The organism is Agromyces sp. C10, from assembly GCF_023217995.1.
GTDB lineage: Bacteria > Actinomycetota > Actinomycetes > Actinomycetales > Microbacteriaceae > Agromyces > Agromyces indicus.
The window spans coordinates 1-24,271 of record NZ_JALPSX010000008.1; the positions used below are offsets into that span (position 1 = coordinate 1).

Annotated in this window: 22 protein-coding genes; 15 read left to right on the plus strand and 7 right to left on the minus strand. The window is 71.6% G+C overall.

The window, feature by feature from the left end; translation table 11 throughout:
• Window positions 1-99: 99 nt before the first annotated feature.
• The 9 genes from M1L56_RS10160 (at window position 100) to M1L56_RS10200 (ending at window position 6,202) form a co-directional block, all read left to right on the plus strand.
• Window positions 100-474 (plus strand): holo-ACP synthase, encoded by a 375-nt coding sequence (locus M1L56_RS10160; RefSeq protein ID WP_067948519.1) that lies wholly within the window; start codon window positions 100-102, stop codon window positions 472-474.
• A complete protein-coding gene (gene alr / locus M1L56_RS10165; protein WP_248599149.1) occupies window positions 471-1,610 on the plus strand; it encodes an alanine racemase in 1,140 nt (379 codons plus the stop codon). Before M1L56_RS10160 ends, alr begins: the two co-directional genes overlap by 4 nt.
• Window positions 1,607-2,170 carry a tRNA (adenosine(37)-N6)-threonylcarbamoyltransferase complex ATPase subunit type 1 TsaE gene (tsaE, locus tag M1L56_RS10170; protein WP_248599150.1) on the plus strand — a complete coding sequence of 188 codons (564 nt, stop codon included), beginning with the start codon at window positions 1,607-1,609 and terminating at the stop codon, window positions 2,168-2,170. Before alr ends, tsaE begins: the two co-directional genes overlap by 4 nt.
• Before the next feature lie 10 nt (window positions 2,171-2,180).
• Window positions 2,181-2,804, plus strand: coding sequence for a tRNA (adenosine(37)-N6)-threonylcarbamoyltransferase complex dimerization subunit type 1 TsaB (tsaB, locus tag M1L56_RS10175; protein ID WP_248599151.1), 624 nt, complete (start codon window positions 2,181-2,183; stop codon window positions 2,802-2,804).
• Window positions 2,801-3,361 carry a ribosomal protein S18-alanine N-acetyltransferase gene (gene rimI / locus M1L56_RS10180; protein ID WP_248599152.1) on the plus strand — a complete coding sequence of 187 codons (561 nt, stop codon included), beginning with the start codon at window positions 2,801-2,803 and terminating at the stop codon, window positions 3,359-3,361. The genes tsaB and rimI overlap by 4 nt, the downstream gene beginning before the upstream one ends.
• The gene (gene tsaD, locus M1L56_RS10185; protein WP_067948513.1) at window positions 3,358-4,407 is read left to right on the plus strand and encodes a tRNA (adenosine(37)-N6)-threonylcarbamoyltransferase complex transferase subunit TsaD; all 1,050 of its coding nucleotides are present in this window, start codon (window positions 3,358-3,360) and stop codon (window positions 4,405-4,407) included. Before rimI ends, tsaD begins: the two co-directional genes overlap by 4 nt.
• Window positions 4,408-4,571: 164 nt before the next feature.
• Window positions 4,572-4,937 carry a DUF4190 domain-containing protein gene (locus tag M1L56_RS10190; RefSeq protein WP_067948511.1) on the plus strand — a complete coding sequence of 122 codons (366 nt, stop codon included), beginning with the start codon at window positions 4,572-4,574 and terminating at the stop codon, window positions 4,935-4,937.
• A 27-nt stretch (window positions 4,938-4,964) separates the two neighbouring features.
• Window positions 4,965-5,720 carry a DUF4190 domain-containing protein gene (locus M1L56_RS10195; RefSeq protein WP_248599153.1) on the plus strand — a complete coding sequence of 252 codons (756 nt, stop codon included), beginning with the start codon at window positions 4,965-4,967 and terminating at the stop codon, window positions 5,718-5,720.
• A gap of 11 nt (window positions 5,721-5,731) precedes the next feature.
• Window positions 5,732-6,202: a hypothetical protein gene (locus M1L56_RS10200; protein WP_248599154.1), complete on the plus strand. Its 471-nt coding sequence runs from the start codon at window positions 5,732-5,734 to the stop codon at window positions 6,200-6,202.
• Window positions 6,203-6,238: 36 nt separating this feature from the next.
• Here M1L56_RS10200 and M1L56_RS10205 read toward each other — a convergent pair whose 3' ends face one another.
• Window positions 6,239-7,426: an SAM-dependent methyltransferase gene (locus M1L56_RS10205; protein WP_248599155.1), complete on the minus strand. Its 1,188-nt coding sequence runs from the start codon at window positions 7,424-7,426 to the stop codon at window positions 6,239-6,241.
• A 129-nt stretch (window positions 7,427-7,555) separates the two neighbouring features.
• On the opposite strand from M1L56_RS10205, the gene groES reads away from it, so the two are divergent.
• The 3 genes from groES (at window position 7,556) to M1L56_RS10220 (ending at window position 10,538) form a co-directional block, all read left to right on the plus strand.
• The gene (groES, locus tag M1L56_RS10210) at window positions 7,556-7,852 is read left to right on the plus strand and encodes a co-chaperone GroES (protein ID WP_067944992.1); all 297 of its coding nucleotides are present in this window, start codon (window positions 7,556-7,558) and stop codon (window positions 7,850-7,852) included.
• Window positions 7,853-8,027: 175 nt separating this feature from the next.
• On the plus strand, window positions 8,028-8,978 hold the full coding sequence (gene rarD, locus M1L56_RS10215) for an EamA family transporter RarD (RefSeq protein WP_248599156.1): 951 nt from the start codon (window positions 8,028-8,030) through the stop codon (window positions 8,976-8,978).
• A 255-nt stretch (window positions 8,979-9,233) separates the two neighbouring features.
• A complete protein-coding gene (locus M1L56_RS10220) occupies window positions 9,234-10,538 on the plus strand; it encodes an ABC transporter substrate-binding protein (RefSeq protein ID WP_067944994.1) in 1,305 nt (434 codons plus the stop codon).
• A gap of 525 nt (window positions 10,539-11,063) precedes the next feature.
• Here the strand turns inward: M1L56_RS10220 and M1L56_RS10225 are convergent.
• The 4 genes from M1L56_RS10225 to M1L56_RS10240 are packed head-to-tail and all read right to left on the minus strand — an operon-like array spanning window position 11,064 to window position 14,998.
• On the minus strand, window positions 11,064-11,834 hold the full coding sequence (locus tag M1L56_RS10225) for an ABC transporter ATP-binding protein (RefSeq protein WP_248599157.1): 771 nt from the start codon (window positions 11,832-11,834) through the stop codon (window positions 11,064-11,066).
• Window positions 11,821-12,735: an ABC transporter ATP-binding protein gene (locus M1L56_RS10230; protein ID WP_067944998.1), complete on the minus strand. Its 915-nt coding sequence runs from the start codon at window positions 12,733-12,735 to the stop codon at window positions 11,821-11,823. The genes M1L56_RS10225 and M1L56_RS10230 overlap by 14 nt, the downstream gene beginning before the upstream one ends.
• Window positions 12,725-13,705 (minus strand): branched-chain amino acid ABC transporter permease, encoded by a 981-nt coding sequence (locus tag M1L56_RS10235; protein WP_067944999.1) that lies wholly within the window; start codon window positions 13,703-13,705, stop codon window positions 12,725-12,727. The genes M1L56_RS10230 and M1L56_RS10235 overlap by 11 nt, the downstream gene beginning before the upstream one ends.
• Before the next feature lie 12 nt (window positions 13,706-13,717).
• The gene (locus tag M1L56_RS10240) at window positions 13,718-14,998 is read right to left on the minus strand and encodes a branched-chain amino acid ABC transporter permease (protein ID WP_374256570.1); all 1,281 of its coding nucleotides are present in this window, start codon (window positions 14,996-14,998) and stop codon (window positions 13,718-13,720) included.
• A 297-nt stretch (window positions 14,999-15,295) separates the two neighbouring features.
• Between M1L56_RS10240 and guaB the strand changes: the two genes are divergently transcribed.
• Complete coding sequence (guaB, locus tag M1L56_RS10245) at window positions 15,296-16,798, plus strand: IMP dehydrogenase (RefSeq protein WP_248599158.1); 1,503 nt, start codon at window positions 15,296-15,298, stop codon at window positions 16,796-16,798.
• A gap of 30 nt (window positions 16,799-16,828) precedes the next feature.
• Here guaB and M1L56_RS10250 read toward each other — a convergent pair whose 3' ends face one another.
• Window positions 16,829-17,995: a MalY/PatB family protein gene (locus tag M1L56_RS10250; protein ID WP_248599159.1), complete on the minus strand. Its 1,167-nt coding sequence runs from the start codon at window positions 17,993-17,995 to the stop codon at window positions 16,829-16,831.
• Between the two features lie 139 nt (window positions 17,996-18,134).
• Here M1L56_RS10250 and M1L56_RS10255 point away from each other — a divergent pair, with 139 nt between their 5' ends.
• The gene (locus tag M1L56_RS10255; RefSeq protein ID WP_248599160.1) at window positions 18,135-19,835 is read left to right on the plus strand and encodes an ABC-F family ATP-binding cassette domain-containing protein; all 1,701 of its coding nucleotides are present in this window, start codon (window positions 18,135-18,137) and stop codon (window positions 19,833-19,835) included.
• Between the two features lie 12 nt (window positions 19,836-19,847).
• On the opposite strand, the gene M1L56_RS10260 is transcribed toward M1L56_RS10255, so the two are convergent.
• Window positions 19,848-22,859, minus strand: a complete 3,012-nt coding sequence (locus tag M1L56_RS10260) for a carboxypeptidase regulatory-like domain-containing protein (RefSeq protein ID WP_248599161.1) — start codon at window positions 22,857-22,859, stop codon at window positions 19,848-19,850.
• Window positions 22,860-23,089: 230 nt separating this feature from the next.
• On the opposite strand from M1L56_RS10260, the gene M1L56_RS10265 reads away from it, so the two are divergent.
• Entirely contained in the window at window positions 23,090-24,217 is a 1,128-nt protein-coding gene (locus tag M1L56_RS10265; RefSeq protein WP_248599162.1) for a GuaB3 family IMP dehydrogenase-related protein, read from the plus strand.
• The last annotated feature ends 54 nt before the right edge of the window (window positions 24,218-24,271 follow it).

The window sequence follows — 24,271 nt, forward strand, 5'->3', positions numbered from 1 at the left end:
GGGGGGGGGGGGGGGGGGGGGGCCGCGCGCCCCCCCCCCCCCCCCCCCCCCACGGCACGGGTACGGCAGACTCGGAAACGTGGAGTCGAGGAGGATCGCGTGATCGCGGGCATCGGCATCGACGTGGTCGACATCGCGCGCTTCGAGCGCTCGCTCGAGCGCACCCCGGCCCTGCGCGACCGGTTGTTCGCTGAGAGCGAACGCAACCGTCCCGCGCGGTCGCTCGCCGCCCGCTTCGCCGCCAAGGAGGCGCTGATCAAGGCGCTCGGGGGGCACGCCGTCATCCGCTGGCACGACATGCGCATCGTGAACGACGCCGACGGCAATCCCGACTTCGCGCTGTCCGGCGCGCTCTCCCGACACGTCGCCGACCTCGGCATCGACCGGGTGCACCTCTCCATGAGCCACGACGCCGGCATCGCGAGCGCCTTCGTGGTGCTCGAGCGAGCCGAGACCCGAGGAACCACGCCGTGACCGACCGATCCCTGCCCGGCCCCTTCCGCGAGGCGGTCATCGACCTCGATGCCGTCCGCCGCAACCTCCGCACCATCGGCGAGCGGGTGGCCCCTGCCGCCGTCATGGCGGTCGTCAAGGCCGACGCGTACGGTCACGGCGCCGTGCCGGTCGCCCGCGCCGCGCTCGAGGGTGGCGCCGGATGGCTCGGCGTGGCCGACCTCCACGAGGCGCTCGCGCTCCGCGCCGCGGGCATCGACGCGCCCGTCCTCGCATGGCTGCACGACCCCGACGCCCGGTTCGCCGACGCGATCGAGCGCGACGTCGACCTCGGCGTCTCGTCCGTCGCCCAGCTCGAGGCGATGGCGGATGCCGCGGCATCCGTCGACCGCACGGCGAACGTGCACCTCAAGCTCGACACCGGCCTCAGCCGCAACGGCATCGCCCCCGAGGACTGGCCGGCCGCCGTCGAACGCGCCGCGGAGCTCGAGACCGCCGGACGCATCCACGTGCGAGGGATCTTCAGCCACCTCGCGAACACCTCGCCGGACGCCGACGCCGAGCAGCTCGCCGCGTTCCTCCGCGGCGTCGACGAGGCGCGCCGGGCGGGCCTCCGCCCCGAACTGCGGCACCTCGCGTCCACGGCCGCGGCCCTGCGGTTCCCCGAGGCCCGGCTCGACCTGGTCCGCATCGGCATCGGACTCTACGGCGTCCCCCCGTTCGGCGACGGCACGACCGCGGCCGACCTCGGCCTGACGCCCGTCATGACCCTGCGCGGCCGCGTCGCCGCGGTGCGGCGGGTCGGCCCCGGCACGGGGGTCTCGTACAACCACGTCTGGCGCGCGGAGCGCGAGACCACGCTCGCGCTCGTGCCGCTGGGCTACGCGGACGGCGTGCCGCGGCAGGCGTCGGGTCGGGCCGAGGTCCTCATCGGCGGACGCCGCCATCCCGTGGTGGGCCGCATCGCGATGGACCAGTTCCTGGTGGACGTGGGCGACGACGAGGTGGCCGTGGGCGACGAGGTGGTGCTCGTCGGCGACCCGCAGGCGGGAGCGCCCTCCGCCGACGAGTGGGGCGCCGCCGCCGACACGATCGGCTACGAGATCGTCACGCGCATCGGGCCGCGAGTTCCGCGCATCCACGTGGAGGACGCATGAGCACCCGCATCGTGCCCGACGCCGACGCGATGGAGGAGCTCGGCCGCGAACTCGGCCGGCAGCTGCGTGCGGGCGACCTCGTCGTGCTCACCGGACCCCTGGGCGCCGGCAAGACCACGCTGACGCGCGGCATCGGCGACGGACTCGGGGTCCGCGGTCCGGTGCAGAGTCCGACCTTCGTGCTCGCCCGCACGCACCCCAGCCTCGCCGGCGGGGCGCCGCTCGTGCACGTCGACGCCTACCGCCTGTCCGGGGCGGCCGAACTCGAGGACCTCGACCTCGACTTCGACCACGCGGCCGTCGTCGTCGAGTGGGGCGCGGGCCTGCTCGACGGGGTCAGCGACTCGTGGCTCGAGGTGGTGATCGCCCGACGGCGGGGCGGCGCCGCGACCGACGGAGACGACGCGGAGCACGCGTCGGACGCCGAGGAGGACCTCGAGTCCGACGAGCCCCGCACCGTGGAGCTCGTCGGGCACGGGCCGCGCTGGGCGGACACGCCGTACGCCACGGCGGTTCGGCTCGAGGCCGGACCCGGCTCCGCACGCGACGCCGCGAACTAGGCTGGAAGCCATGCTCCTCGCGATCGACACGTCCACGGGCACGAGCGTCGCCGTGGTCGACCGGGAGGCCGGCGTCCTCGCCGAGGCGGGCACGGCCGACACCATGCGGCACGCCGAGGTCGTCGGCGGGTTCATCCGCGACGCCCTGGCGGCCGCGGGCGTCCGGCCCGCCGACCTCTCCGCCGTCGCGGCGGGCATGGGGCCCGGTCCCTTCACCGGCCTGCGCGTCGGGATCGCCGCCGCCCACGCCTTCGCCCTCGGCGCCAACCGGCCGTTCGTCCCGGTGGTGAGCCACGACGCGATCGCCCTCGCCTGGTACGTCGACGGCGGCACCGGGAGGCTGCAGGTCGTCACCGATGCTCGACGGCGCGAGTCCGCCGTGTCCGAGTACGACGGACTCGACGCCGACGGCCTGCCCGTGCGCAGCGGCGGTCCGCGCCTCGCTCCGCGGGACGCGGTGCCCGAGGCCGGCGGCATGCGCCTCGACGCCGACCGCGTGTCGGCCGGCGCGCTCGGACTGCTCGCCGAGCTCGCGTACGCCACCGGGCGCCTGCCGCTCGCCGACGACGAGCCGCTCTACCTCCGCGCACCCGACGTGACCGTGTCGGCCGGCCCGAAGCGGGTGCTCGGATGAGCCTCATGCTGCGGCACGCGCGTCCCGACGACCTCGACGCCGTCATGGCGCTCGAGCGCGCGACGTTCGCCTCCGACGCCTGGCCGGAGTCGGCGATGCGCTCGGAGCTGTCGGCGCAGCACACCCACTACCTCGTGGCGATCGACGACCGGGACCCCGAGGCGATCCTCGCCTATGCCGGGCTCCTCGCCCCGCGGGGCTCCGGCCAGGGCGACATCCAGACCATCGCCGTCGACCCGTCGCGTCGCGGTGCCGGGCTCGGGCGCGCCCTGATGCACGCGCTCATCGACGAGGCGCGACGCCGCGGCGTCACCGAGCTCTTCCTCGAGGTGCGGGCCGACAATCCGGTCGCTCGCGGCCTGTACGAGTCGCTCGGCTTCGTCGAGATCGACGTGCGCCGCGGCTACTACCAGCCCGACGGCGTCGACGCGGTCGTCACGCGACTGGCGGTGCCGCCGGCGGTCGCCCGCCCCGCGTCATCCGTCGCCATCGTCGACGACGCACGCGACCCGGCCCCGACGCCCACCACGCAGACCCCCGCAGGAGACGCCCCGTGAACCGCGACGCCCCGCTCGTGCTCGGCATCGAGACCTCGTGCGACGAGACCGGCGTCGGGATCGTCCGAGGCACCGAGCTCCTCGCCAACGCGATCGCCTCGTCGATGGAGGAGCACGCGCGCTACGGCGGCGTGGTGCCCGAGGTCGCCGCACGCGCGCATCTCGAGGCCCTCGGCCCGACCATCCGGGCGGCCCTCGACGAGGCGTCCGTCGACCTCGCCGACCTCGATGCGGTCGCCGTGACGAACGGGCCCGGGCTCGCCGGGGCGCTGATGGTCGGGGTGGGGGCGGCGAAGGCGCTCGCGCTCTCGCTCGAGAAGCCGGTCTACGCCGTGAACCACCTCGTGGGCCATGTCGGCGCCGATCTCATCGGCGACCGCCCGCTCGAGACGCCGAGCGTGGCCCTGCTCGTGTCGGGCGGGCACACATCGCTGCTGCTCGTGCGCGACCTCGACTCCGACGTCGAGCTGCTCGGCGAGACCATCGACGACGCGGCGGGCGAGGCGTTCGACAAGGTCGCCCGGCTGCTCGGGCTGCCCTACCCGGGCGGGCCCGAGATCGACCGTGCCGCCGTGGGCGGCGACCCCGACGCGATCCGCTTCCCGCGCGGACTCACGCGGCCCAAGGACCTCGAGCGCCACCGCTACGACTTCTCGTTCTCGGGCCTGAAGACCGCGGTCGCCCGCTGGGTCGAGCAGCGCGAAGCGGCCGGCGAGCCCGTGCCGCTCGCCGACGTCGCCGCGAGCTTCCGCGAGGCCGTCGTCGACGTGCTCGTGTCGAAGGCGATCGCCGCGTGCACCGACCTCGGCGTGCCGCGGCTGCTCCTCGGCGGCGGCGTCGTCGCCAACCGGCGACTGCGCGAGGTGGCCGAGCAGCGAGCGGATGCCGCGGGCGTGGCCCTGCGCATCCCGCCGCTGTCGCTGTGCACCGACAACGGCGCCATGATCGCGGCGCTGGGTGCACGGCTCATCATGGCCGGGCACGAGCCGTCGGGACTCGACTTCGGTGCCGACTCGACCCTCCCGGTCACCGACATCCAGGGCTGAACGCGAATGGGGAGTCCTCCCCGATGCGCGGCGCCCGAGCGGGGCGCTACTGTGGCGTGTGCGCCCCCATGACGGGGTGCGTCGACCCGCGTCGCCGGTCGTTGACATCACCCGGTGGCGCTGCCAGCATGGCCGGGTCCAGGCAACCACACGAGGAGTCCAGCATGACCGACCCCAACGAGCCCAACCGCTCCGACGTCCCGCCGCCCCCGCCCGCGCCCGCGCCCGCCTACGGCAGCGCGCCCTCGTACGGTTCGGGTACGGAGTCCTACGGCGCCCCGGCGTCGCAGAAGACCAACGTCCTGGCGATCGTCTCGCTGGTGTCGTCGTTCTTCATCCCGCTCGTCGGCATCATCACGGGCCACATCGCGCTCAGCCAGATCAAGAAGACGGGCGAGCAGGGCCGCGGCCTCGCGATCGCCGGCCTGATCATCGGATACGTCCTCCTGGTCGTCGGCATCATCATCGCGATCGTCTGGTTCGCCATCCTCGGCGCCGCCATCAGCAGCGGCAACGTCACCACCTACTGATCGAAGGAAGTACGAGAGGGGCTCGACATGAGCGATCCCAGGCAGCCCGACGAGCCGGCAGAGCCGCTCACGCCGTCCGAGCCGTCGGTCCCGGCCGAGCCGGTCGAGCCCACCGTACCCGCCGAGCCGAGTGAGCCGGTCGGGCCGACGATCCCCGACGAGCCCAACCCGCCGAGCGAGCCCGAGACGCCCGCCGTGCCGGTCGAGCCGTCGGAGCCCGTCGGACCGGCCGAGCCGCTCGCGCCCCCGGCTCCGCCGGCGCCTCCCGCGCCACCGGCACCGCCCGCTCCGCCTGCGCCGCCGGCTCCGCCCGCCTACGGCGGCGGGTCGCCGTTCGACACCGGCGCCGCCGAGTCGCCTGCCGCCGCCGCAGCGTACGACGGGATGCCCCAGTCCGCCTACGGCGCCGCGCCGAGCGCGGCCTACGGCTCCGCGCCGGGGGCCCCGGACGCGGGATACGGCGCCGGATACGGCTCCGCGCCCTACCAGCCGGCCCCGGCCAAGCCCACCGCGGTGTTCAGCATCATCTCGCTGATCGCGGGCATCATCGGCATCATCGGCTCCGGCATCGTGATCATCCCCTTCGTCGGCGGCATCCTGCAGCTGATCGTGCCCGCCGCGGCCGTCGTGCTGGGCTTCATCGGCCGCCGCAAGGAGCCCTGGGCCAAGGGCATGTGGCTGACCGGCATCGTGCTCGGCTTCGTCGGGATCGCGATCGCGCTCATCTCGATCGTCGCCTGGGCGGCGCTCTTCGCGGTCAGCGACACCTCGTACACGTACTGAGGACGGCGCGGGTGAGCGACGAGCGGATGCCCCGCGGCGACGAGCGCGCCGCGCCGGGCGGATCGCCGTCGCCACCCGAGCCCGACGCGCTCCGCGGGATCGACACGTCCCCGCCGGCGCCCCAGCGGGAATTCGACGTGCCGTACGACACGGGCGAGCTGCACGGGCTCCCCACGGGGCAGCTCCTCGCGCTCGGGCGCCCGGCCCCCGAGCCGGAGTACGTCGAAGAGGAGGAGCAGCGTCGGTTCTGGAGCCGGCTCTCGGCGGGGCTCGGCATCCCGGGCGCCGTCGCGTCGCTGTTCGTCGGCTGGATGCTCCCGCTGTCGATCGCGGCGATCGTGTTCGGGGTGATGGGCCTCCGCCGCGAGGAGGGCGCGCGCGTCCCGGCCTTCATCGGCATCGGCACCGGCATCACGGGGCTCGTCTTCTCGGGCGTGTGGATCGGCTACTACGCGATCGTCTTCGGCGCGCTGCCGCGCTGAGTCGTCCCGGCGGATGCCGCGGGCGATCCTCGCCGGTCAGAGCCGCTCGACGAGCAGGGCGACGTGGCGACCCTCCTCGCGCGTCAGCACGACGGTCGCCGCGGTGTCGCCCTTCAGCTTCAGGCGCGTGCGGAGCGCCGCCGGGTCGACGTCGACGCCGCGCTTCTTGATCTCGAGCGTGCCGACCCCGCGGGAGTGCAGCGCCTGGCGGAGGTGCCGCTCATCGGCGGGCAGCCGCTCGATCACGCGGAATCCCCGGGCGAACGGGCTGTCGATCTCGCGATCGGCCGTGAGGTAGGCGATGCCTTCGCTGAGCATCCAGCCGCCGTTGGCCCGCGCGAGGTCGCCGATCAGCCGCGCTCGGATGACCGCGCCGTCGGGCTCGTACAGGTAGTCGCCGAGCGGGCCCACGGGCGCGTCCTCGCTGTCGGCCGGGGCGACGAGCTCGTGCGCCGCGTCCCCGCGGATGACGAGGGCGGCGCGTCCGACGCCCGGCCGGGCCAGCGGCCCGGTCCAGACCGCGAGCTCGACCACGTCGCCGTCGACCGACACCCACTGCGCCTCGGTGCCGGCGGGGACGAGGCCGCGGTCGGTGCCGGGCCCGAGCTTCACGCCGACCGGCATCCGCTCGGCCAGGCCGAACGCGAAGTCGAGCGACGGCGAGTAGTCGGCGGCATCCGCGATCCGCTTGGTCGTGCCGCCCGCGGTGGTGCGTCGCGCCGGGTCGAGCCACGCGGCGTCGATGCCGCCGAGGGGCACGTCCTCTGCCGCGGAGTGCAGCACCTGCGCATGCGGGAACGGCGTCAGGTTGAACGCGGCGATCGCCGCGGTCACCTCGTCGGCGTCGGCGGCGGTCACCTCCAGGTCCATCGCGGCGAACGCCAGCGCGTCGCCGCCGATGCCGCAGCCGAGGTCGGCGACGTGGCGGAGGCCGGCCCGCGCGTACCGGCCGGCGTGGAGGGCGGCGACGCGGAGCCGGGTCGCCTGCTCGAGCCCGGGCTCGGTGAAGAGCATGCGGTCGGCGAACTCGCCGAACTTCGCGCGCGCCCTGGCCCGCAGACGCGACTGCGTCAGGACGGCGGCGACGAGGCCGGGGGAGTGCCCCCTGCGTCGCAGGTCGGCGACCGTCTTCACGACGTCCTCGCGGCCGGTCCAGGCGGGCAGGGAGTCGAGCAGGTCGAGCCCTTCGGGTGAGAGCAGTTCGACGAGCTCGGCGCGTTCCACGCGGACACGCTAGCACCGCGGCATCCGCTGGCACTCACGTTGCACGAGTGCCAGAACCGCCCTAGACTCCTGTTAGCACTCTCATTCAGAGGCTGCTAACCCCAGTCTTCGTCAAGAAAGAGGTCAACCGTGTCGGTTTCCATCAAGCCGCTCGAGGATCGCATCGTCATCAAGCAGGTCGAGGCCGAGCAGACCACCGCGTCGGGTCTGGTCATCCCCGACACCGCCAAGGAGAAGCCCCAGGAGGGCGAGGTCGTGGCCGTGGGCCCGGGCCGCATCGACGACAACGGCAACCGGATCCCGCTCGACGTGGCCGTCGGCGACAAGGTCATCTACTCCAAGTACGGCGGCACCGAGGTGAAGTTCGGCGGCGACGAGTTCCTCGTCCTCTCGGCCCGCGACGTGCTCGCGGTCGTCGTCCGCTAGTCGGTCCGACAACCTCCGCGGCCCGGATGCCACACGGCATCCGGGCCGCGTCGTCGTCTCCGGCGGGGGATCGTCCCCGGGGCCGACCGGGCGGGAGCGCCTGCGGCGGGATGTCGACGAATTCCGGCAGTCCCGCAGCGTCGGGCGTGTCGGCCGCCGAGCGTAGGCTTTCCCGGTGAGCACCGCACCCACCGTCGCCGACGCCCGCCCCTCGCCCGCGGGCGTGAGCCGGAGCGGGCTCGTCTACGCCGTCGCGGCCTACGGGCTCTGGGGATTCCTGCCGATCTACTTCATCGCCCTGGCGCCTACGGGGCCGGTCGAGATCGTCGCCTGGCGCATCCTGCTCTCGCTCGTGTTCTGCGCCCTCCTCATCGCCGTCACGAGGTCCTGGCGGGCCTTCCGCGCGCTGCTGCGCGACCGCCGCGTCGTGCTGACGATGGGGGCCGCCGGCGCGCTCATCTTCGTCAACTGGCTCACCTACGTCTTCGCGACGCTCAACGGGCAGGTCGTCGAGGCTGCGCTCGGCTACTTCATCAACCCGATCGTCACCGTCTTCCTCGGGGTGATCGTCCTGCGCGAGCGCCTCAACGCGACGCAGTGGACCGCCGTCGGGATCTCGATCGTCGCGGTCGTCGTTCTCGCCGTCGGCTACGGGCAGCTGCCGTGGATCGCGCTGGTGCTCGCCTTCAGCTTCGGCTTCTACGGGCTCATCAAGAAGCGCGTGGGCCACCGCGTCGACGCCGTGTCGGGACTGACGCTCGAGACCGCGTGGCTCGCCCCGTTCGCCGCCGTGCTGCTCGTGGTCGTGGGCGCGACCGGCGCCATGACGATGGGAACTGCGGGGGTGTGGCACACGGTGCTGCTGCTCGCCGCGGGGGCCGTGACCGCGATCCCGCTCCTGCTGTTCGCCGCCGCATCGCGCCGGCTGCCGCTGACCTACATGGGCTTCATCCAGTACTTCGCGCCATTCATCCAGTTCCTGGTCGGCGTGGTCGTGCTGCGCGAGCCGATGCCGCTCGAACGGTGGATCGGGTTCGGACTGGTCTGGGTCGCCCTCGCGGTGCTCACGTTCGATCTCCTGCGGGGGGCTCGCGCCCGTCGTGCGGCGGCCGTCGAGCCCGTCTGACCCGCCCCCGATCTGGGGGTCCGAGCGCGGCTGCGGGCCGGATTCCGCTTTGCCGGAAGCGTGCGCGAACCGGCTGGTCGACGCGGGTTTCGTGCGCAGAACGACGCATGCGCGGCGATGTCGTCGCGAAGCGGTGGGTGTTACCGGGTTGTGATCCGATGTCCTTGTTTCCGCATTGGCCGGGCAATACTGTCAAGACCATCGGTGTCGCAAGGCACCGGGAAGTGTCCCAATCCTTCAGTCCCAAGGAGCAACATGAGCGTATTCGCGAAGGCACGGGCCTCGCGCTCGGGTCGCGCAGCTTGGACGGGCATCGCCATCGCCGGCGTCAGTGCCCTCCTCCTGACCGCGTGCAGCACGGGCGGCACCAGCGAGCCCGAGGAGTCCGAGGCGCCCGCCGAGACCGGCGACGCCCAGCCCATCGAGGCGGGCGAGCGCGACCTCACCCTCAAGGTCGGCACGATCCTCCCGCAGTCGGGTGCGCTCGCGTTCCTCGGCCCGCCCGAGGAGGCCGGCGTGGCGCTCGCCGCGCAGGACATCAACGACGCCGACCTGGGCCTCCAGGTCGAGGTCGTCTACCGCGACTCCGGCGACACCACGACCGACACCGCGACCGTCTCGGTCACCGACCTCCTCTCGCAGGACGTGTCGGCGATCATCGGCGCCGCCTCGTCGGGTGTGTCGAAGACCGTCATCGACCAGATCGTCGCCGCGGGCGTGGTGCAGTTCTCGCCCGCCAACACGTCGGCCGACTTCACCAACTACGACGACAACAACCTGTACTGGCGCACGGCTCCGTCCGACGTCCTGCAGGGCGAGGTGCTCGGCAACCTCATCGCCGAGGACGGCAACGCCACGCTCGGCATGATCGTCCTGAACGACGCCTATGGCACGGGCCTCGCGCAGTTCACGCGCGACGCGTTCGAGGCCGCGGGCGGCGAGGTCGTCGCCGAGGCGCTCTTCAACGAGGGCGACTCGAGCTTCGACGCGCAGATCTCCGAGGTCACGGCGGCCAACCCCGACGCGATCGCGCTGATCACGTTCGACCAGGCGAAGATCATCACGCCGGCCCTCGTCGGCAGCGGCTACCCCGGCGACAAGCTGTACTTCGTCGACGGCAACCTGTCCGACTACAGCGCGGACTTCGCGCCCGGCCTCGTCGCCGGCTCGAAGGGCACGCTGCCCGGTCTCGACGTGGGCACCCTCGGTGACTTCACCGACCGCCTGCTCGAGGTCGACCCGGCCCTGCAGGACTACAGCTACGCGGCTGAGTCCTACGACGCGCTGGTCCTCATCGCGCTCGCGGCCTACGCGGCCAACAGCGTCGAGGGCACCGACATCGCGTCGTACCTGCGCCAGGTCTCGGGCGGTTCGGGCGAGGGCGAGAAGGTCGACACCTTCGCCGCCGGTGCCGAGGCGCTCGCCGAGGGCAACCAGATCGACTACGACGGCCCGTCCGGCCCGGTCACGTTCGACGAGAACGGCGACCCGACCGAGGCGACCATCGGTATCTTCCAGTACCTCGACGACAACACGTACGAGCGCATCGGCGACGGCTGATCCACTCGCACACGAAGGGCCCCGGCTTCCGGCCGGGGCCCTTCGGCGTGTTCGGGGGTCGGTGGCCGGAGGCGGCGGCATCAGGAACCTCACGCGGGGCGGCACCACCCGACGCAGGTGTACCGGGCGCAGCTCGGCGGCCGTCAGCGGGGCGTCGGCCATGTACCGATGACGGACGCGCAGGCGACCGCATGCGGCCGGCGCGGTCGCATGCGGCTTCATGAGGCCGCGCACGCGGCACGCGGCCATACGCGACCGGCACGTGACCCGGCACGCGGCCGTACGCGCCCGTACGCGGCCGCACACGGACGCTCCGGACGAAGACCGCTCATTCCCATCGACGCGCTCAGCGCCCCGCTGGCGGCCCGTGCGTCCTCGAGCAGGTCCCGGCCGCCTGCCGCGCCGCCTCGGGCGCGACGTCGGCCCGTGCGGCCTCCTCCGTTGCCCCGGGCCTCGGGGCGCAGACAGACGAACGGGGCGGAGGATGCCGTAGCATCCTCCGCCCCGTCGTGTGCGAGTACGGTCCTACTCGTCCGTCCCGAGCGTGCCCAGGTAGAGCCCGATCACCTTGGGATCGTTGAGGAGGTCGCGACCGGTGCCCGTGTAGGCGTCGCGGCCCTGGTCGAGCACGTAGCCGCGGTCGCAGATCTGCAGGCAGCGGCGCGCGTTCTGCTCGACCATGATGGTCGTCACCCCGGCGCGGTTGATCTCCTTGACCCGGAGGAACGCCTCGTCCTGGCGCACCGGCGAGAGGCCGGCGCTCGGCTCGTCGAGCAGCAGCACGTGCGGGCCCATCATGAGCGCCCGCGACATCGCGACCATCTGCCGTTCGCCGCCCGAGAGCGAACCGGCGCGCTGGCCGAGTCGCTTCTTGAGGTCCGGGAAGATCTCGGTCACGAACTCGAGCCGCTGCTTGAGATCCTTGGGCTTCTGGAAGACGCCCATCTCGAGGTTCTCCTGGATGGAGAGCGAGGGGAACACGTTGTTCGTCTGCGGAACGAACCCGACGCCCTTGGCGACCAGCTTGTTCGCCTTGAGGTTGGTGATCTCCTCACCCTGCAGGAAGATGCCGCCCTCGCGGACCTTCACGAGACCGAAGATCGACTTCAGCAGCGTCGACTTGCCGGCGCCGTTCGGCCCGATGATGCCGATGAGCTCGCCCTCCCGGGCGGTCAGCGAGCAGCTGTTGAGAATGTTGACGCCCGGCAGGTAGCCGGCCGTGACGTCCCGCACCTCGACGACCATGTCGCCCGTGGGCTCGAGCACCGGGCTCGCGGTGGGTTCACTGTTCGTCATCGATGAGCTCCTTGATCGCCTCGACGTGGCCGGTGTCGGTCGAGCCGAGGTCCGTGTCGTGGTGGGCGCCGAGGTAGGCGTCGATCACGGCCTGGTCCTGCATGACCTCGTGCGGGTCGCCCTCGGCGACCACGCGGCCCTCGGCCATCACGATCACCCAGTCGGCGATGTGACGGACCATGTGCATGTCGTGCTCGACGAACAGCACGGTCATGCCCTGGGCCTTGAGGTCGAGGATGTGGTCGAGCAGCGACTGGGTCAGCGCCGGGTTGACGCCGGCCATCGGCTCGTCGAGCATCACGAGGGTCGGGTCGCTCATGAGCGCCCGCGCCATTTCGAGGAGCTTGCGCTGTCCGCCCGAGAGGCTCGCCGCGTAGTCGTCCTTCTTGGCGTCGAGCTTGAACCGCTTGAGCAGGTCCAGCGCCTTGTCCTCGATCTCGCGATCCTGCTTGCGCCACAGCGACGGGATCAGTCCGCGGAAGATGTTCTCCCCGGTCTGGTCCTTGGCGCCGAGCTTCATGTTCTCCATGACGGAGAGCAGGCCCAGCGACTTCGTCAGCTGGAACGTGCGGATCAGGCCCATGCGCGCGACCCGGTAGGCCGGGATGTGCGCGAGCGAGCGGCCCTCGAAGGACCAGTCGCCCGTGTCGGGCTTGTCGAAGCCGGTCAGCAGGTTGAAGAAGGTCGTCTTGCCGGCACCGTTCGGCCCGATGAGCGCCGTGATGGCGTTGCGCGGGATCTCGACGTGCTCGACGTCGACGGCCGTGAGGCCGCCGAACGTGCGCTTGACGCCGTCGGCGATGAGGATCGGGTCGACCTTCTTGACGCCCGGGGCGGGGTCGCCGACGTGGAGCCCGGTCGACTTGACGGGCTTGGCCTTGGGTGTGATTTCACTTGACAAAAGCAAGCTCCTTCTTGTTGCCCAGGATGCCCTGTGGCATGAACACCACTATCAGCATGATCGCCACGCCGACCAGGATGAACCGGAGCTGACCGGCCTGCACCTGCGTCATGAACGGCAGCCACCCCGCCTCGACGGCTCGGGCGATGAAGCCCGAGAAGAACGAGAGCAGCACCCAGAAGACGATGGAGCCGAGGATGGGCCCCAGGATGGTCGCGGCCCCGCCCAGGAGGAGGATCGCGTAGATGAAGAACGTCAGCGTCGGCTGGAAGTAGCTCGGCACGACCGCGCGTGGCATCACGAAGATGATGCCGGCGACGGTGCCGAACAGGCCGCCGAGGATGAGGCTCTGCATCTTGTAGGAGTAGACGTTCTTGCCGAGCGCGCGCACGGCGTCCTCGTCCTCGCGGATGCCCTTGATGACGCGGCCCCAGGGGCTGCGCATCAGCAGCCACGTGAGCAGCGCCGCGAGGATCACGACGATCCATCCGAGGATGAGGAAGAACCACGCCCGGTCGCTGAACACCCACGGGCCGAAGCCGTAGCGTCCGTCGGGCAGCGGGTTCAGCGTGAGCAGGTCGCGCTGGTACTCCGAGAGGCCGTTCGCCGAGCCCGTGACGGGGGCGAACTCGTTGGTCGTGAACGTCAACCGCAGCACCTCGGCCGCGGCGATCGTCACGATCGCGAGGTAGTCGGCGCGCAGGCGCAGCGTCGGGATACCCAGGATGAGTGCGAAGATCACCGACGCCAGCAGCGACGTCAGGAGGCAGGCCCACCACGGCCAGCCGAGCTTCAGTGCCGGGATGGCGTACCCGTAGGCGCCGAGCAGCATGAAGCCCGCCTGTCCGAAGTTCAGCAGGCCCGTGAAACCGAAGTGGATCGCGAGACCCAGTGCGGCCAGTGCGTAGGCGGCGGTGGTCGGGCTGATCAGCTCGACGGCCGCGTTTCCGAAGATTGCTCCCCAGTCCATATCGTCGCCCTCCTATCCGATTCGCTCTCGACGACCGAGGATGCCCTGCGGTCGGAACAGCAGCACCACGATCAGGATGACCAGGGCGCCCACGTACTTCATGTCGCTCGGCAGCCACAGCGTGGAGACCTCGACGAACAGGCCCACGATGAGCGAGCCGACGAGGGCGCCGAACGCCGTGCCCAGGCCGCCGAGCGTGACCGCGGCGAACACGAGCAGGAGGATCTGGAAGCCCATGTCCCAGCTGACGCCGGGGCGGAAGTAGGCCCACAGGATGCCGGCGAGACCGGCCAGCAGCGCGCCGAGCACCCAGACGATGCGGATGACGCGGTCGACGTCGATGCCGCTCGCCGAGGCGAGGGGCGCGTTGTCGGAGACCGCGCGCGTGGCCTTGCCGATGCGGGTGCGCAGCAGGAAGAACGCCACGGCGAGGAGCACCACGATGCTCACGCCCATGCTGACGAGGTCGACCCACGACAGCGCGACGGCGCCGAAGCGGATGTCGGACGGCAGCGTCGCGCCCGGGAGCTGGCTCGTCGAGCCGCCGTAGAAGAACTGGTACGTGTACCGGAGGGCGAGCGAGAGACCGATGCTGACGATCATCAACTGGATCAGGCCGACCCCGCGCCGTCGCAACGGCTTCCACAGGGCGGCGTCGAGCGTCCAGCCGAGCGCCGCGCTGAGCACCAGCGCCACGATGATCGCGAGCCACAGCGGCCACGCCAGGTTCACGCCGAATGTCAGCACCATCAGCGCACCGAACGTGACGAGCTCCGCGTGGGCGAAGTTCGACAGTCCGGTGGTGCCGAAGATGAGCGACAGGCCGATCGCCGCGAGGGCGAGGAGGAGGCCGAAGTTCAGACCGCTCACCACGCGTTGGACGACCTGGTCGAAGTAGTTGACGGTGACCCGCTGACCCTCGCCGAGGAAGAAGTTCACCGCCTTGCGGCTGGTCAGTCCGAACTCGGCGGTGACGGTGTCCTGGCCCTCGAGCACGACGACGCCCTCGGGGAGCGTGTCCTGGTCGAGGGTGACCTCGTACTCCGCCTTCTCGGGCACGCCGATCGTCCAGCGCCCATCGGCGTTGCTCTCGGTCTCGGCGTCGAATCCGTTGCCCTCGACGGTGATGAGCACGCCCTCGAGCGGCTCACCCTCGAACTGCACGTTCCCGGTGAAGAAGTACTCGTACTCCTCCTCGGTGGCCGGATCGTCCGTACCCCCTTCGTCCGCCACCGCAGGGGACGCTGCGATGCCGGACAGAGTGAGTGCGGAGATCAGTATTCCGAGGAGGATGAGCCACCTCCCGCGAGAACGTGTGGGGACTGTTCGCGTGGGTTCCACTGCACCTCCAAAGGTCCCGACCGCGGATGGGGTCGGGATCTGGCTTCCTGACGACGACGTCGTCGACAGTACGTGCCGATTATGTCCCAAGTGTTTCGCACGAGAGCACAAACGGCCCTCGATTGTTATCCGGGGAATGCCGACGGCGCAAACTCGCTTAAGATCGATGTACCGCACCGACGCTCGCACCCGGCAGATCCGCCGGGTAGACGGCTCGTGCGCCCGACTCCACTCAGACGAAGGGGCGACATGGATCAGGCAGATCCGTTCGGTTTCACCGGGCTCACCTATGACGACGTCCTGCTCCTGCCGGGGCACACCGACGTGATCCCGAGCGAGGCCGACACGAGTTCTCGCCTGACCAAGCGGATCACCGTCGCGACGCCGCTCCTGTCGGCCGCAATGGACACGGTGACCGAGGCGCGCATGGCGATCGCCATGGCCCGCCAGGGCGGCATCGGCATCCTGCACCGCAACCTGTCGATCGCCGAGCAGGCCGAGATGGTCGACCGCGTGAAGCGCAGCGAGTCGGGCATGGTCTCGAACCCCGTGACGACGACCCCGGATGCCACCGTGGCCGAGGTCGACCAGCTGTGCGCCACGTACCGCGTCTCGGGTCTGCCCGTCGTCGACGCCGAGGGCACCCTGGTCGGCATCATCACCAACCGCGACATGCGGTTCGTCTCCGACTTCGAGAAGCCGGCGACCAAGGTCGCCGACGTCATGACGCGGATGCCGCTCATCACCGGACGCGTCGGGATGGACCCCGATGAGGCGATCGCGATCTTCGCGCAGCACAAGGTGGAGAAGCTCCCGCTCGTCGACGAGCAGGGCCGGCTGACCGGGCTCATCACGGTGAAGGACTTCGACAAGTCCGAGCAGTACCCCAACGCCACGAAGGACGCCGAGGGCCGGCTGCGCGTCGGCGCGGCGATGGGCTTCTTCGGCGACGCGTGGGAGCGCGCCGAGGCGCTGCGCGACGCGGGCGTCGACGTGCTCGTCGTCGACACGGCGAACGGCGAGTCGGCGGGCGTGCTCGACATCATCCGTCGGATCAAGGCCGACCCCACCTTTGCCCACATCGACGTGATCGGCGGCAACGTCGCGACCCGCGAGGGCGCCCAGGCGCTGGTGGACGCGGGGGCGGACGCCGTGAAGGTCGGCGTCGGGCCGGGTTCGATCTGCACGACCCGCGTGGTCGCGGGCGTCGGCGTGCCCCAGGTCACGGCGGTCTACGAGGCCTCGAAGGCGACCAAGCCGGCCGGCGTGCCGCTCATCGCCGACGGCGGCCTCCAGTACTCGGGCGACATCGCGAAGGCGCTCGTCGCGGGCGCCGACACCGTCATGCTCGGTTCGCTGCTCGCCGGCACCGCTGAGAGCCCGGGCGAACTCGTCTTCCAGAACGGCAAGCAGTTCAAGACGTACCGCGGCATGGGCTCGCTCGGGGCGCTGCAGACGCGCGGCAAGAAGACGTCGTACTCGAAGGACCGCTACTTCCAGGCCGACGTGCCGAGCGACGAGAAGCTCATCCCCGAGGGCATCGAGGGCCAGGTGCCGTTCCGCGGCCCGGTGTCGGCGGTGGCGTACCAGCTCGTGGGCGGGCTGCGTCAGTCGATGTTCTACGTCGGCGCGCGAACGGTCGAGGAGCTCAAGGCGAAGGGTCGCTTTGTTCGTATCACGCCGGCCGGGCTGAAGGAATCGCACCCGCACGACGTGCAGTTCGTCGTCGAGGCTCCGAACTACACGAGGTAGGTCTCGGTACGCGCCGGCCTGCGGCCGGTGCTACTCGGCCGCCGATCCCCGGGCCTCGGCGAGGCGCGTGATCGCCTCCGAGAGCACCTCGGGCGAGCACGCGAGGTTGAGCCGGGCGTGCCCGCGCCCCGCCTCGGCGCCGAACATCGGTCCGTTGGCGAGCGCGACGCGGGCCCGCTCGAGTGCGACGGCGGCGGGGTCGTCGCCCCAGCCGAGCGCCGAGAGGTCGAGCCACGCGAGGTAGGTGGCCTGCGGCATCCGGTACCGCACCTCGGGGAGCTCGTCGGCGAGGAGGTCGGCGAGCAGGCGCCGGTTGTCGTCGATCGAGCCGAGGACCCCGTCGAGCCAGCGGCCACCGTGCCGGAACGCCGCGATCGACGCGATCGCCCCGAACTGGCTCATCCGCCATTCCACCTCGTACGGGAACGCCGTGCGCACCGCGTCGCCGCGCTCGCTCGCGCTCAGCACCAGCGCCGCCTTGAGGCCGGCGATGTTGAACGCCTTCGTGGCCCCGGCGACCGTGACGCCGTGCTCGCGGGCGGCGTCCGACACCGTCAGGAACGGCACGTACGGCGTCTCCGGCTGCGAGAGCGGCCCGTGCACCTCGTCGGACACGATCACGGCGTCGAAGCGCGCCGCGAGGTCCGCCAGCGCGGCGAGCTGCTCGCGCGGGTGCACGAGCCCCACCGGATTGTGCGGGTTGCACAGCACCATCGCGCGCGCACCCGCGGCGAACGCCGCCTCGATGCCGTCGAGGTCGAGCGCCCACCCCTCGTCGATGCCGCCCGCGAGGGGCACCTCGACGACCGCGCCGCCCGCCTCGGTGACGAGGTCGAAGAACGGGGGGTAGATGGGCGGGTTCACGATCACGCCCTCGCCGGGGGAGATCACCTGCCGGAGCACCTCGACGATGCCCATGCTGACGTCGGCCGTGCAGGTCACGCGGGCCGGGTCCGGCTCCCACCCGAGACGCGCCGCCGCGAACTCCGCGAACGCATCGGCGACGGGCCGACTGCCCGAGTTGTAGCCCGTGTCGGAGCGGCGCACGGCCGCGTGGAGCGCCTCGGCGATCGGCTCGGCGAGCGGGTAGTCCATCTCGGCGACCGGCAGCGGCAGCACGTCCGGGTCGTAGGAGCGCCACTTCGCGCTGGTGCGCGTGCGGAGCTGGTCGAGCGGGTCGGCGGCGACGCGATGCATGGCCCCCAGCCTGCCGCACCGGGTCGTGCGGCGACAGGGTGGCGGAAAGGCGTGCCGCGGCATCCGTCGCTGTGTATTCTGGTCGGCTGCCCGATCGGGCGCCGCGGCGGATGCCGCGTACCGAACGGATCGCACACCCATGGGCTTCATCGACGTCAACGGCGTCTCCTTCTCGCTGCCCGACGGCCGCCCCCTGCTGTCGGATCTCGCCTTCCGCGTCACGGAAGGGCGCACGACGGCCCTCATCGGCCAGAACGGGGCGGGCAAGACCACGCTCCTGCGCATCATCCGCGGTGACGTGCGGCCCGACGAGGGCAGCGTGCAGGTCGACGGGGGACTCGGGGTCATGGACCAGTTCGTCGGCCGCGGGGAGGTCGTCGACGGCGTGGACCGCACCGTGCACGGGTTGCTCGTGTCGGTCGCCCCGACGCGAGTGCGGGCGGCGGCCGTCGAGCTCGAGCGGGCCGAGAACGCGCTCATCGAGACGGATGACACGGCCGCGCAGATGCGGTACGCGTCGGCGCTCGCCGAGTACGCCGAAGCCGACGGCTACGACCAGGAGGTGATCTGGGACCACTGCACCACGGCCGCGCTCGGCGTGCCCTTCGAGCGGGCCAGGTGGCGCGAGCTGTCGACCCTCTCGGGCGGCGAGCAGAAGCGGCTCGCGCTCGAGGCACTGCTGCGCGGACCCGAGCAGGTGCTCATCCTCGACGAACCCGACAACTCGCTCGACGTGCCGGGCAAGCGGTGGCTCGAGCAGCAGCTGCGGGCCACCCCGAAGACGGTGCTGCTCGTGTCGCACGACCGGGAGCTGCTCGCGCGGGCGGCCGACCGGATCGTGACCCTCGAGGCGGGCGGTGCGGGCAGCACCGCGTGGGTCCACGGGGGTGGCTTCCGGGGCTACCACGAGGCTCGCGAGGAGCGGTTCGCGCGGCTCGACGAGCTGCGCCGGCGATGGGACGAGCAGCACGCGCAGCTGAAGCAGCTGGTGCAGAACCTCAAGGTGAAGGCGACGTACAACGATGGCATGGCCTCCCGCTACCAGGCGGCGCTCACGCGGCTGCGGAAGTTCGAGGAGGCCGGTCCGCCCGAGGAGCGGCCGCCCGCGCAGGCCCTGTCGATGCGCCTGCGCGGATCCCGCACCGGCAAGCGCTCGGTCGTGTGCGAGCGGCTCGAGCTGACCGGCCTCATGAAGCCCTTCGACCTCGAGGTCTGGTACGGCGACCGCGTGGCGGTGCTCGGGTCGAACGGCTCGGGCAAGTCGCACTTCCTGCGCCTGCTCGCGGGCGGCGGCAGCGACCCCGACGCGGCGAAGGGCCACGTGACGGATGTCGGCGCCACGCTCGCCCGCGTGCCGCATACGGGTTCGGCGGTGCTCGGCGCCCGCGTCGTGCCGGGCTGGTTCGCGCAGGGCCACGAGCTGCCCGGGCTGCGCGGACGCACGCTCCTCGACATCCTGCACCGCGGCGACGCGAACCGCGACGGCATGGCCCGCGAGGCGGCGAGTTCCGCACTCGATCGGTACGGGCTCGCGGCATCCGCCCAGCAGCGCTTCGAAGACCTGTCGGGCGGCCAGCAGGCGCGGCTGCAGATCCTCCTGCTGGAGCTGTCGGGCGCGACCCTGCTGCTGCTCGACGAACCGACCGACAACCTCGACCTGGTCTCCGCGGAGGCGCTCGAGGACGCGCTGTCGCGGTTCGACGGCACCGTGCTCGCCGTCACCCACGACCGCTGGTTCACGCGCTCGTTCGACCGGTTCCTCGTGTTCCGCTCCGACGGCGAGGTCGTCGAGACGGATCAGCCGGTGTTCGACGAGGCGCGCGTCGCGCGCGCCCGCTGACGTCGGAGTCGATCACGGCGCCACGAGCCGGCGGATCGGCCGTGGTTCGGCGCCCGGCGCGGCGTCGATCGCCGAGGTCGAACCGGGCAGCACCTCGGCGGTCGACCCGGAGGTTCTCGAGACGCTCGGGTATCCCACCTTGGTACCGGTCACCTGCACGCTGATCTTCTTGCCCGCGTGGGCCCCGGTGGGGACCAGGGTCGCGCCGGTGGCGTTCGGGATGGTGACTCCGTCCGCGAACCATCGGTACGACAGGGTCGTTCCGGATGACCAGGAGCCGGGCCGGGCGGTCAGGGTCGAGCCGATCGTCGGCGTGCCGTCGATCGTCGGGGTCGAGACGCGGAGCACAGGGGCCGTCGACGCCGAGGTCCTCGAAACGGTCGCATAGCCCCACTTGGCCCCGGTCACCTGCACCGTGATCGGCTCGTCCTCCTCGGCGGCGCCGAGTGCGAGCGAAGTTCCGGTGGCGCCGACGATCGGCGTCCCACCGGCGAACCACTGATAGGTCAGCGTCGTCCCTCCGGTCCACGTCCCGGCGGACGCGCTGAGCGTCGCGCCGCTCACCGGAGCCCCGGTGATCGTCGGGACCGCAGCGTCCAGCGTGCCGGCGATCACCTGACTCGTTCTCGCCGACTCGCTCGACTGGGACGCGTACCCCGGCGCGGACGCCGTCACGCGAACCGAGATCCGGCGGCCGAGTGCCTCGGCGTCCAGCGTGAGCGTGGGCGCGGTCTCATCGATCATCGTGTTCCCGTCGGCCAGCCACTGGTAGGCGAGCGTCGCGCCCGGCGTCGTGGAGGCGGCCGTCGCACTCAGGGTCGAACCGACGGCCGCCGTGCCCGACACCTTCGGGATCGACAGGTTCGTCTGCGGCATCGCCGTGACGGCATCCGTCTGCGGCGATTCCTGGACCTGGGTGACGTAGCCGGGCATGGACGCGGTGACCGTGACGCTGATGCGGGCACCCAGGTGGTCATCGGTGAGACGGAGGGCCTGGCCGACCTGGCCGACGAGTTCGACGCCGTCGGCGAACCAGGCGTACGCGAGCTCGGCCTCGGGATCGGTGGTCGTCGTCGACGCGGTCAACGTCGATCCGACCGTGGCGGTGCCCAGGAGGGTCGGGGTCGAGAGCGAGACCAGTCGGGTGAGGGTCGCATCGACGCCGGGGATCGCCTGGCCGGCGACCACGTCGACCGGGGTCGAATGCGCCGAGTCGGTCTGGTCGTCCCACCACTCGCGGACGTACGGGGAGAGCGGCGGGGGTCGGAACTCGATCACGTAGGACCCGGTCATGAGGCTGAGCAGCGAATAGCGACCGTCGGCATCGGTGTACGCAGATCCGGAGGGTCGGTAGAGACCGCTCGCATCTTGCCGGTAGGACTGCACGAGGACGTTGAGCAGGGGCTTGCCGTCGATGCCGACGACCTCGCCGACGATGGAACCCGCGCGCGCGAGAACGACGTCGCGACCGCCCGCGACGTCGCCGAGCGCCACCGAGATGGGGTCGGCGGAGGCCTTGTCCGGCTTGTCGTTCCAGCATTCGAAGAGCAGGTTCGCCGCGTTCGGTGGGGTGAAGCAGAGCACGTAGGCGCCGGCTTCGAGGCCGATGAACTCGTATCGTCCCTGCGCGTCGGTGCGGCCTTCGGTGAGGTGTCTCCTCGCGTCATCCGCGTCGTACACGTAGACCCGCACGCTCCCGACCGGCTCGGCCCCCTCGTTGCGCACCTGACCCGAGATGGAGGCTCCGGCGAGGAGCTCGACGTCGATCCGCCTCTGCTCGAGCGCGTCGAGCACCATGGTGTCAGCCGAGGCGGCATCGACCTGGCCGTTCCACCACTGATCCGCGTACGGCGAGACGAAGGGCGCCTCCACGCGGACGGTGTAGGGGCCCGGCTCCATCGCCATGAACGCGAAGGCGCCGGTCGCGTCCGATTCCGTGAAGCGCTCGAACACCGGCTCCCCGTCGACCATGGAGTGCAGTTCGACGCGGGCCCCGGACACGGGCTCTCCGTCCGATCCCCGTACGTGGCCCGACAGGGAGGTCCGCAGCGGGAGCGCGAGATCGATGCCGGTGATGACCTCGTCCTTCCCGACGTGGATCACCTCCGCCGTCGCGCGTTCGACGGAATCGTTCCACCACTCGTCGGCGTACCATGACCGATCCGACACCGCCGACCTCACGACGTAGTCGCCGCGGGGCAGGCGGGGGAACTGGAAGCCGCCGGTCGAGGAGTTCGAGATCGTACTCCCGACGCGGTGGTCGCCGTCAGCTCGGACCTCGTACAGCCAGACGTCCTCGTGTGGAACCGGGGCGCCGGCCTCGTTGCGGACGGTCCCGGAGATCGACGCGCCGGGGTCGAGTTGCACGTCCAGGCCGCTGACGACGCCTCCGGTCTCGATCTCGATACGGTCGGCGAGGTCGTTTCGCGGCTGGTCGTTCCACCACTCCTCGGCGTAGGGCGTCGACGACCGCGGGACGGCGTGGAACGTGTACGACCCAGCGAGCAGATGATCGAACCGGTACGTGCCGTCGGATCCGGCGTGCCACCGACCGCGGTAGGCGAGCTTGCCGTCGTCGCCGACGACATAGAGGTAGAGCTCCGTGAACAGCACGCTCGTCGTGCCGTCGCCGCGCACCACGCCGCTGATCGAGGCCTCCGGGCTCAGACGCACGTCCATCCCGGTCACCGTGGCCCCGGCGCCGACGTCGAACCGGGCGGCTGAGAAGGCGTCCGCCGTTCCGCCCCACCACTCCCAGGCGAAGGGACCCGTCGGGCGGAACTCCATCGTGTAGGTCCCTGCTTCGACTCCGGTGAACCGGTACGATCCGGCGCTGTCCGAAGAGGCCCACTTCGTGACATGTGTGGTGTCGTCCAGCCACGCGAGCCGCACCTCCACACCGGAGACCGGGCGGCCGTCCGGGTCGGTGATGGTACCGGTGATCTCCGCACCAGTGGCGGCATCGCCGACCGCGGCCTGGATGCCCGAGGCGCCGAGCACGACGGCGAGGAGAGCCGCGAGCACGGTGCGGACGAGGGTTCGGGCAGGGGAGCGGCGGGGGGCGCTGCCGGGCAATCGGGTCTCCAGGGCGTTCGGGTCGAAGAGGGCCCGCGTCGTGGAGTGGCGTCGAACGAGGGTGCCACGATCGAACCACAGATCCCCGGTGCGGTGGTAGTGACATCCGCTCGGCCCGCGGATGTCGGTTCGCCGACTTCGACGAGGCGCGCGTCGCGCGCGCTCGGTAGGGTTGAACGGTGACTCAGGAGATCGAGATCGGCCGCTCCAAGCGGGGCCGTCGCGTGTACGCGTTCGACGACATCGCCATCGTGCCGAGCCGGCGCACGCGCGACCCGGAGGACGTGTCGGTGTCGTGGAGCATCGACGCCTACCAGTTCGACATCCCCTTCCTCGCGGCGCCCATGGACTCCGTCGTCTCCCCGCAGACGGCGATCATGATGGGTCAGCTCGGCGGCATCGGCGTACTCGACCTCGAGGGCCTCTGGACCCGCTACGAGGACCCGGAGCCCGTACTCGCCGAGATCCGGAACCTGCCCGACGACCGGGCGACCGCGCGCATGCAGGAGCTGTACTCCGAGCCGATCAAGCCCGAGCTCGTGACCCAGCGCCTCGCCGAGGTGCGGGCGGCGGGCGTGACGGTCGCCGGGGCGCTCTCGCCGCAGCGCACGCAGGAGCTCTACGAGACGGTCGTCGCGGCGGGCGTCGACCTGTTCGTGATCCGCGGCACCACGGTGTCGGCCGAGCACGTCTCCAAGAACCAGGAGCCCCTGAACCTCAAGAAGTTCATCTACGAGCTCGACGTGCCCGTCATCGTGGGCGGCGCGGCCACCTACACGGCGGCGCTCCACCTCATGCGCACGGGCGCGGCCGGCGTCCTCGTCGGGTTCGGCGGCGGTGCGGCGTCCACGACGCGCACCGCGCTCGGCATCCACGCGCCGATGGCCACGGCGGTGGCGGATGTCGCGGGTGCGCGCCGCGATTACCTCGACGAGTCCGGCGGCCGGTACGTGCACGTCATCGCCGACGGCGGCGTCGGCGCGGCCGGCGACATCGTGAAGGCGATCGCGTGCGGTGCCGACGCGGTCATGCTCGGTGCGGCGCTCGCCCGGGCGACCGATGCACCCGGCGGCGGATGGCACTGGGGGCCCGAGGCGCACCACGCCAAGCTGCCGCGCGGCGAGCGCGTCCAGGTGGGCCAGGTCGCCCCGCTCGAGGAGATCCTGTACGGCCCGGCGCCCGGCGCCGACGGCAAGGCGAACCTCGTCGGCGCGCTGCGCAAGTCGATGGCGACGACCGGCTACTCCGACCTGAAGGAGTTCCAGCGCGTCGAGGTCGTCGTCGCGCCCTACCACCACACGGTCTGACGGCGCACCCCCAGCGGATTCCATGGTGCCCGCGCGACCGGCTCGGGTAGCGTG

Coding starts and splice junctions, on each gene's coding strand:
- M1L56_RS10195 (WP_248599153.1), top strand. CDS start 4,965: ATGAGCGATCCCAGGCAGCCCGACGAGCCGGCAGAGCCGCTCACGCCG.
- tsaE (WP_248599150.1), top strand. CDS start 1,607: ATGAGCACCCGCATCGTGCCCGACGCCGACGCGATGGAGGAGCTCGGC.
- tsaB (WP_248599151.1), top strand. CDS start 2,181: ATGCTCCTCGCGATCGACACGTCCACGGGCACGAGCGTCGCCGTGGTC.
- M1L56_RS10250 (WP_248599159.1), bottom strand. CDS start 17,995: ATGCATCGCGTCGCCGCCGACCCGCTCGACCAGCTCCGCACGCGCACC.
- rimI (WP_248599152.1), top strand. CDS start 2,801: ATGAGCCTCATGCTGCGGCACGCGCGTCCCGACGACCTCGACGCCGTC.
- M1L56_RS10225 (WP_248599157.1), bottom strand. CDS start 11,834: ATGACGAACAGTGAACCCACCGCGAGCCCGGTGCTCGAGCCCACGGGC.
- M1L56_RS10255 (WP_248599160.1), top strand. CDS start 18,135: ATGGGCTTCATCGACGTCAACGGCGTCTCCTTCTCGCTGCCCGACGGC.
- M1L56_RS10190 (WP_067948511.1), top strand. CDS start 4,572: ATGACCGACCCCAACGAGCCCAACCGCTCCGACGTCCCGCCGCCCCCG.
- guaB (WP_248599158.1), top strand. CDS start 15,296: ATGGATCAGGCAGATCCGTTCGGTTTCACCGGGCTCACCTATGACGAC.
- M1L56_RS10235 (WP_067944999.1), bottom strand. CDS start 13,705: ATGGACTGGGGAGCAATCTTCGGAAACGCGGCCGTCGAGCTGATCAGC.
- M1L56_RS10220 (WP_067944994.1), top strand. CDS start 9,234: ATGAGCGTATTCGCGAAGGCACGGGCCTCGCGCTCGGGTCGCGCAGCT.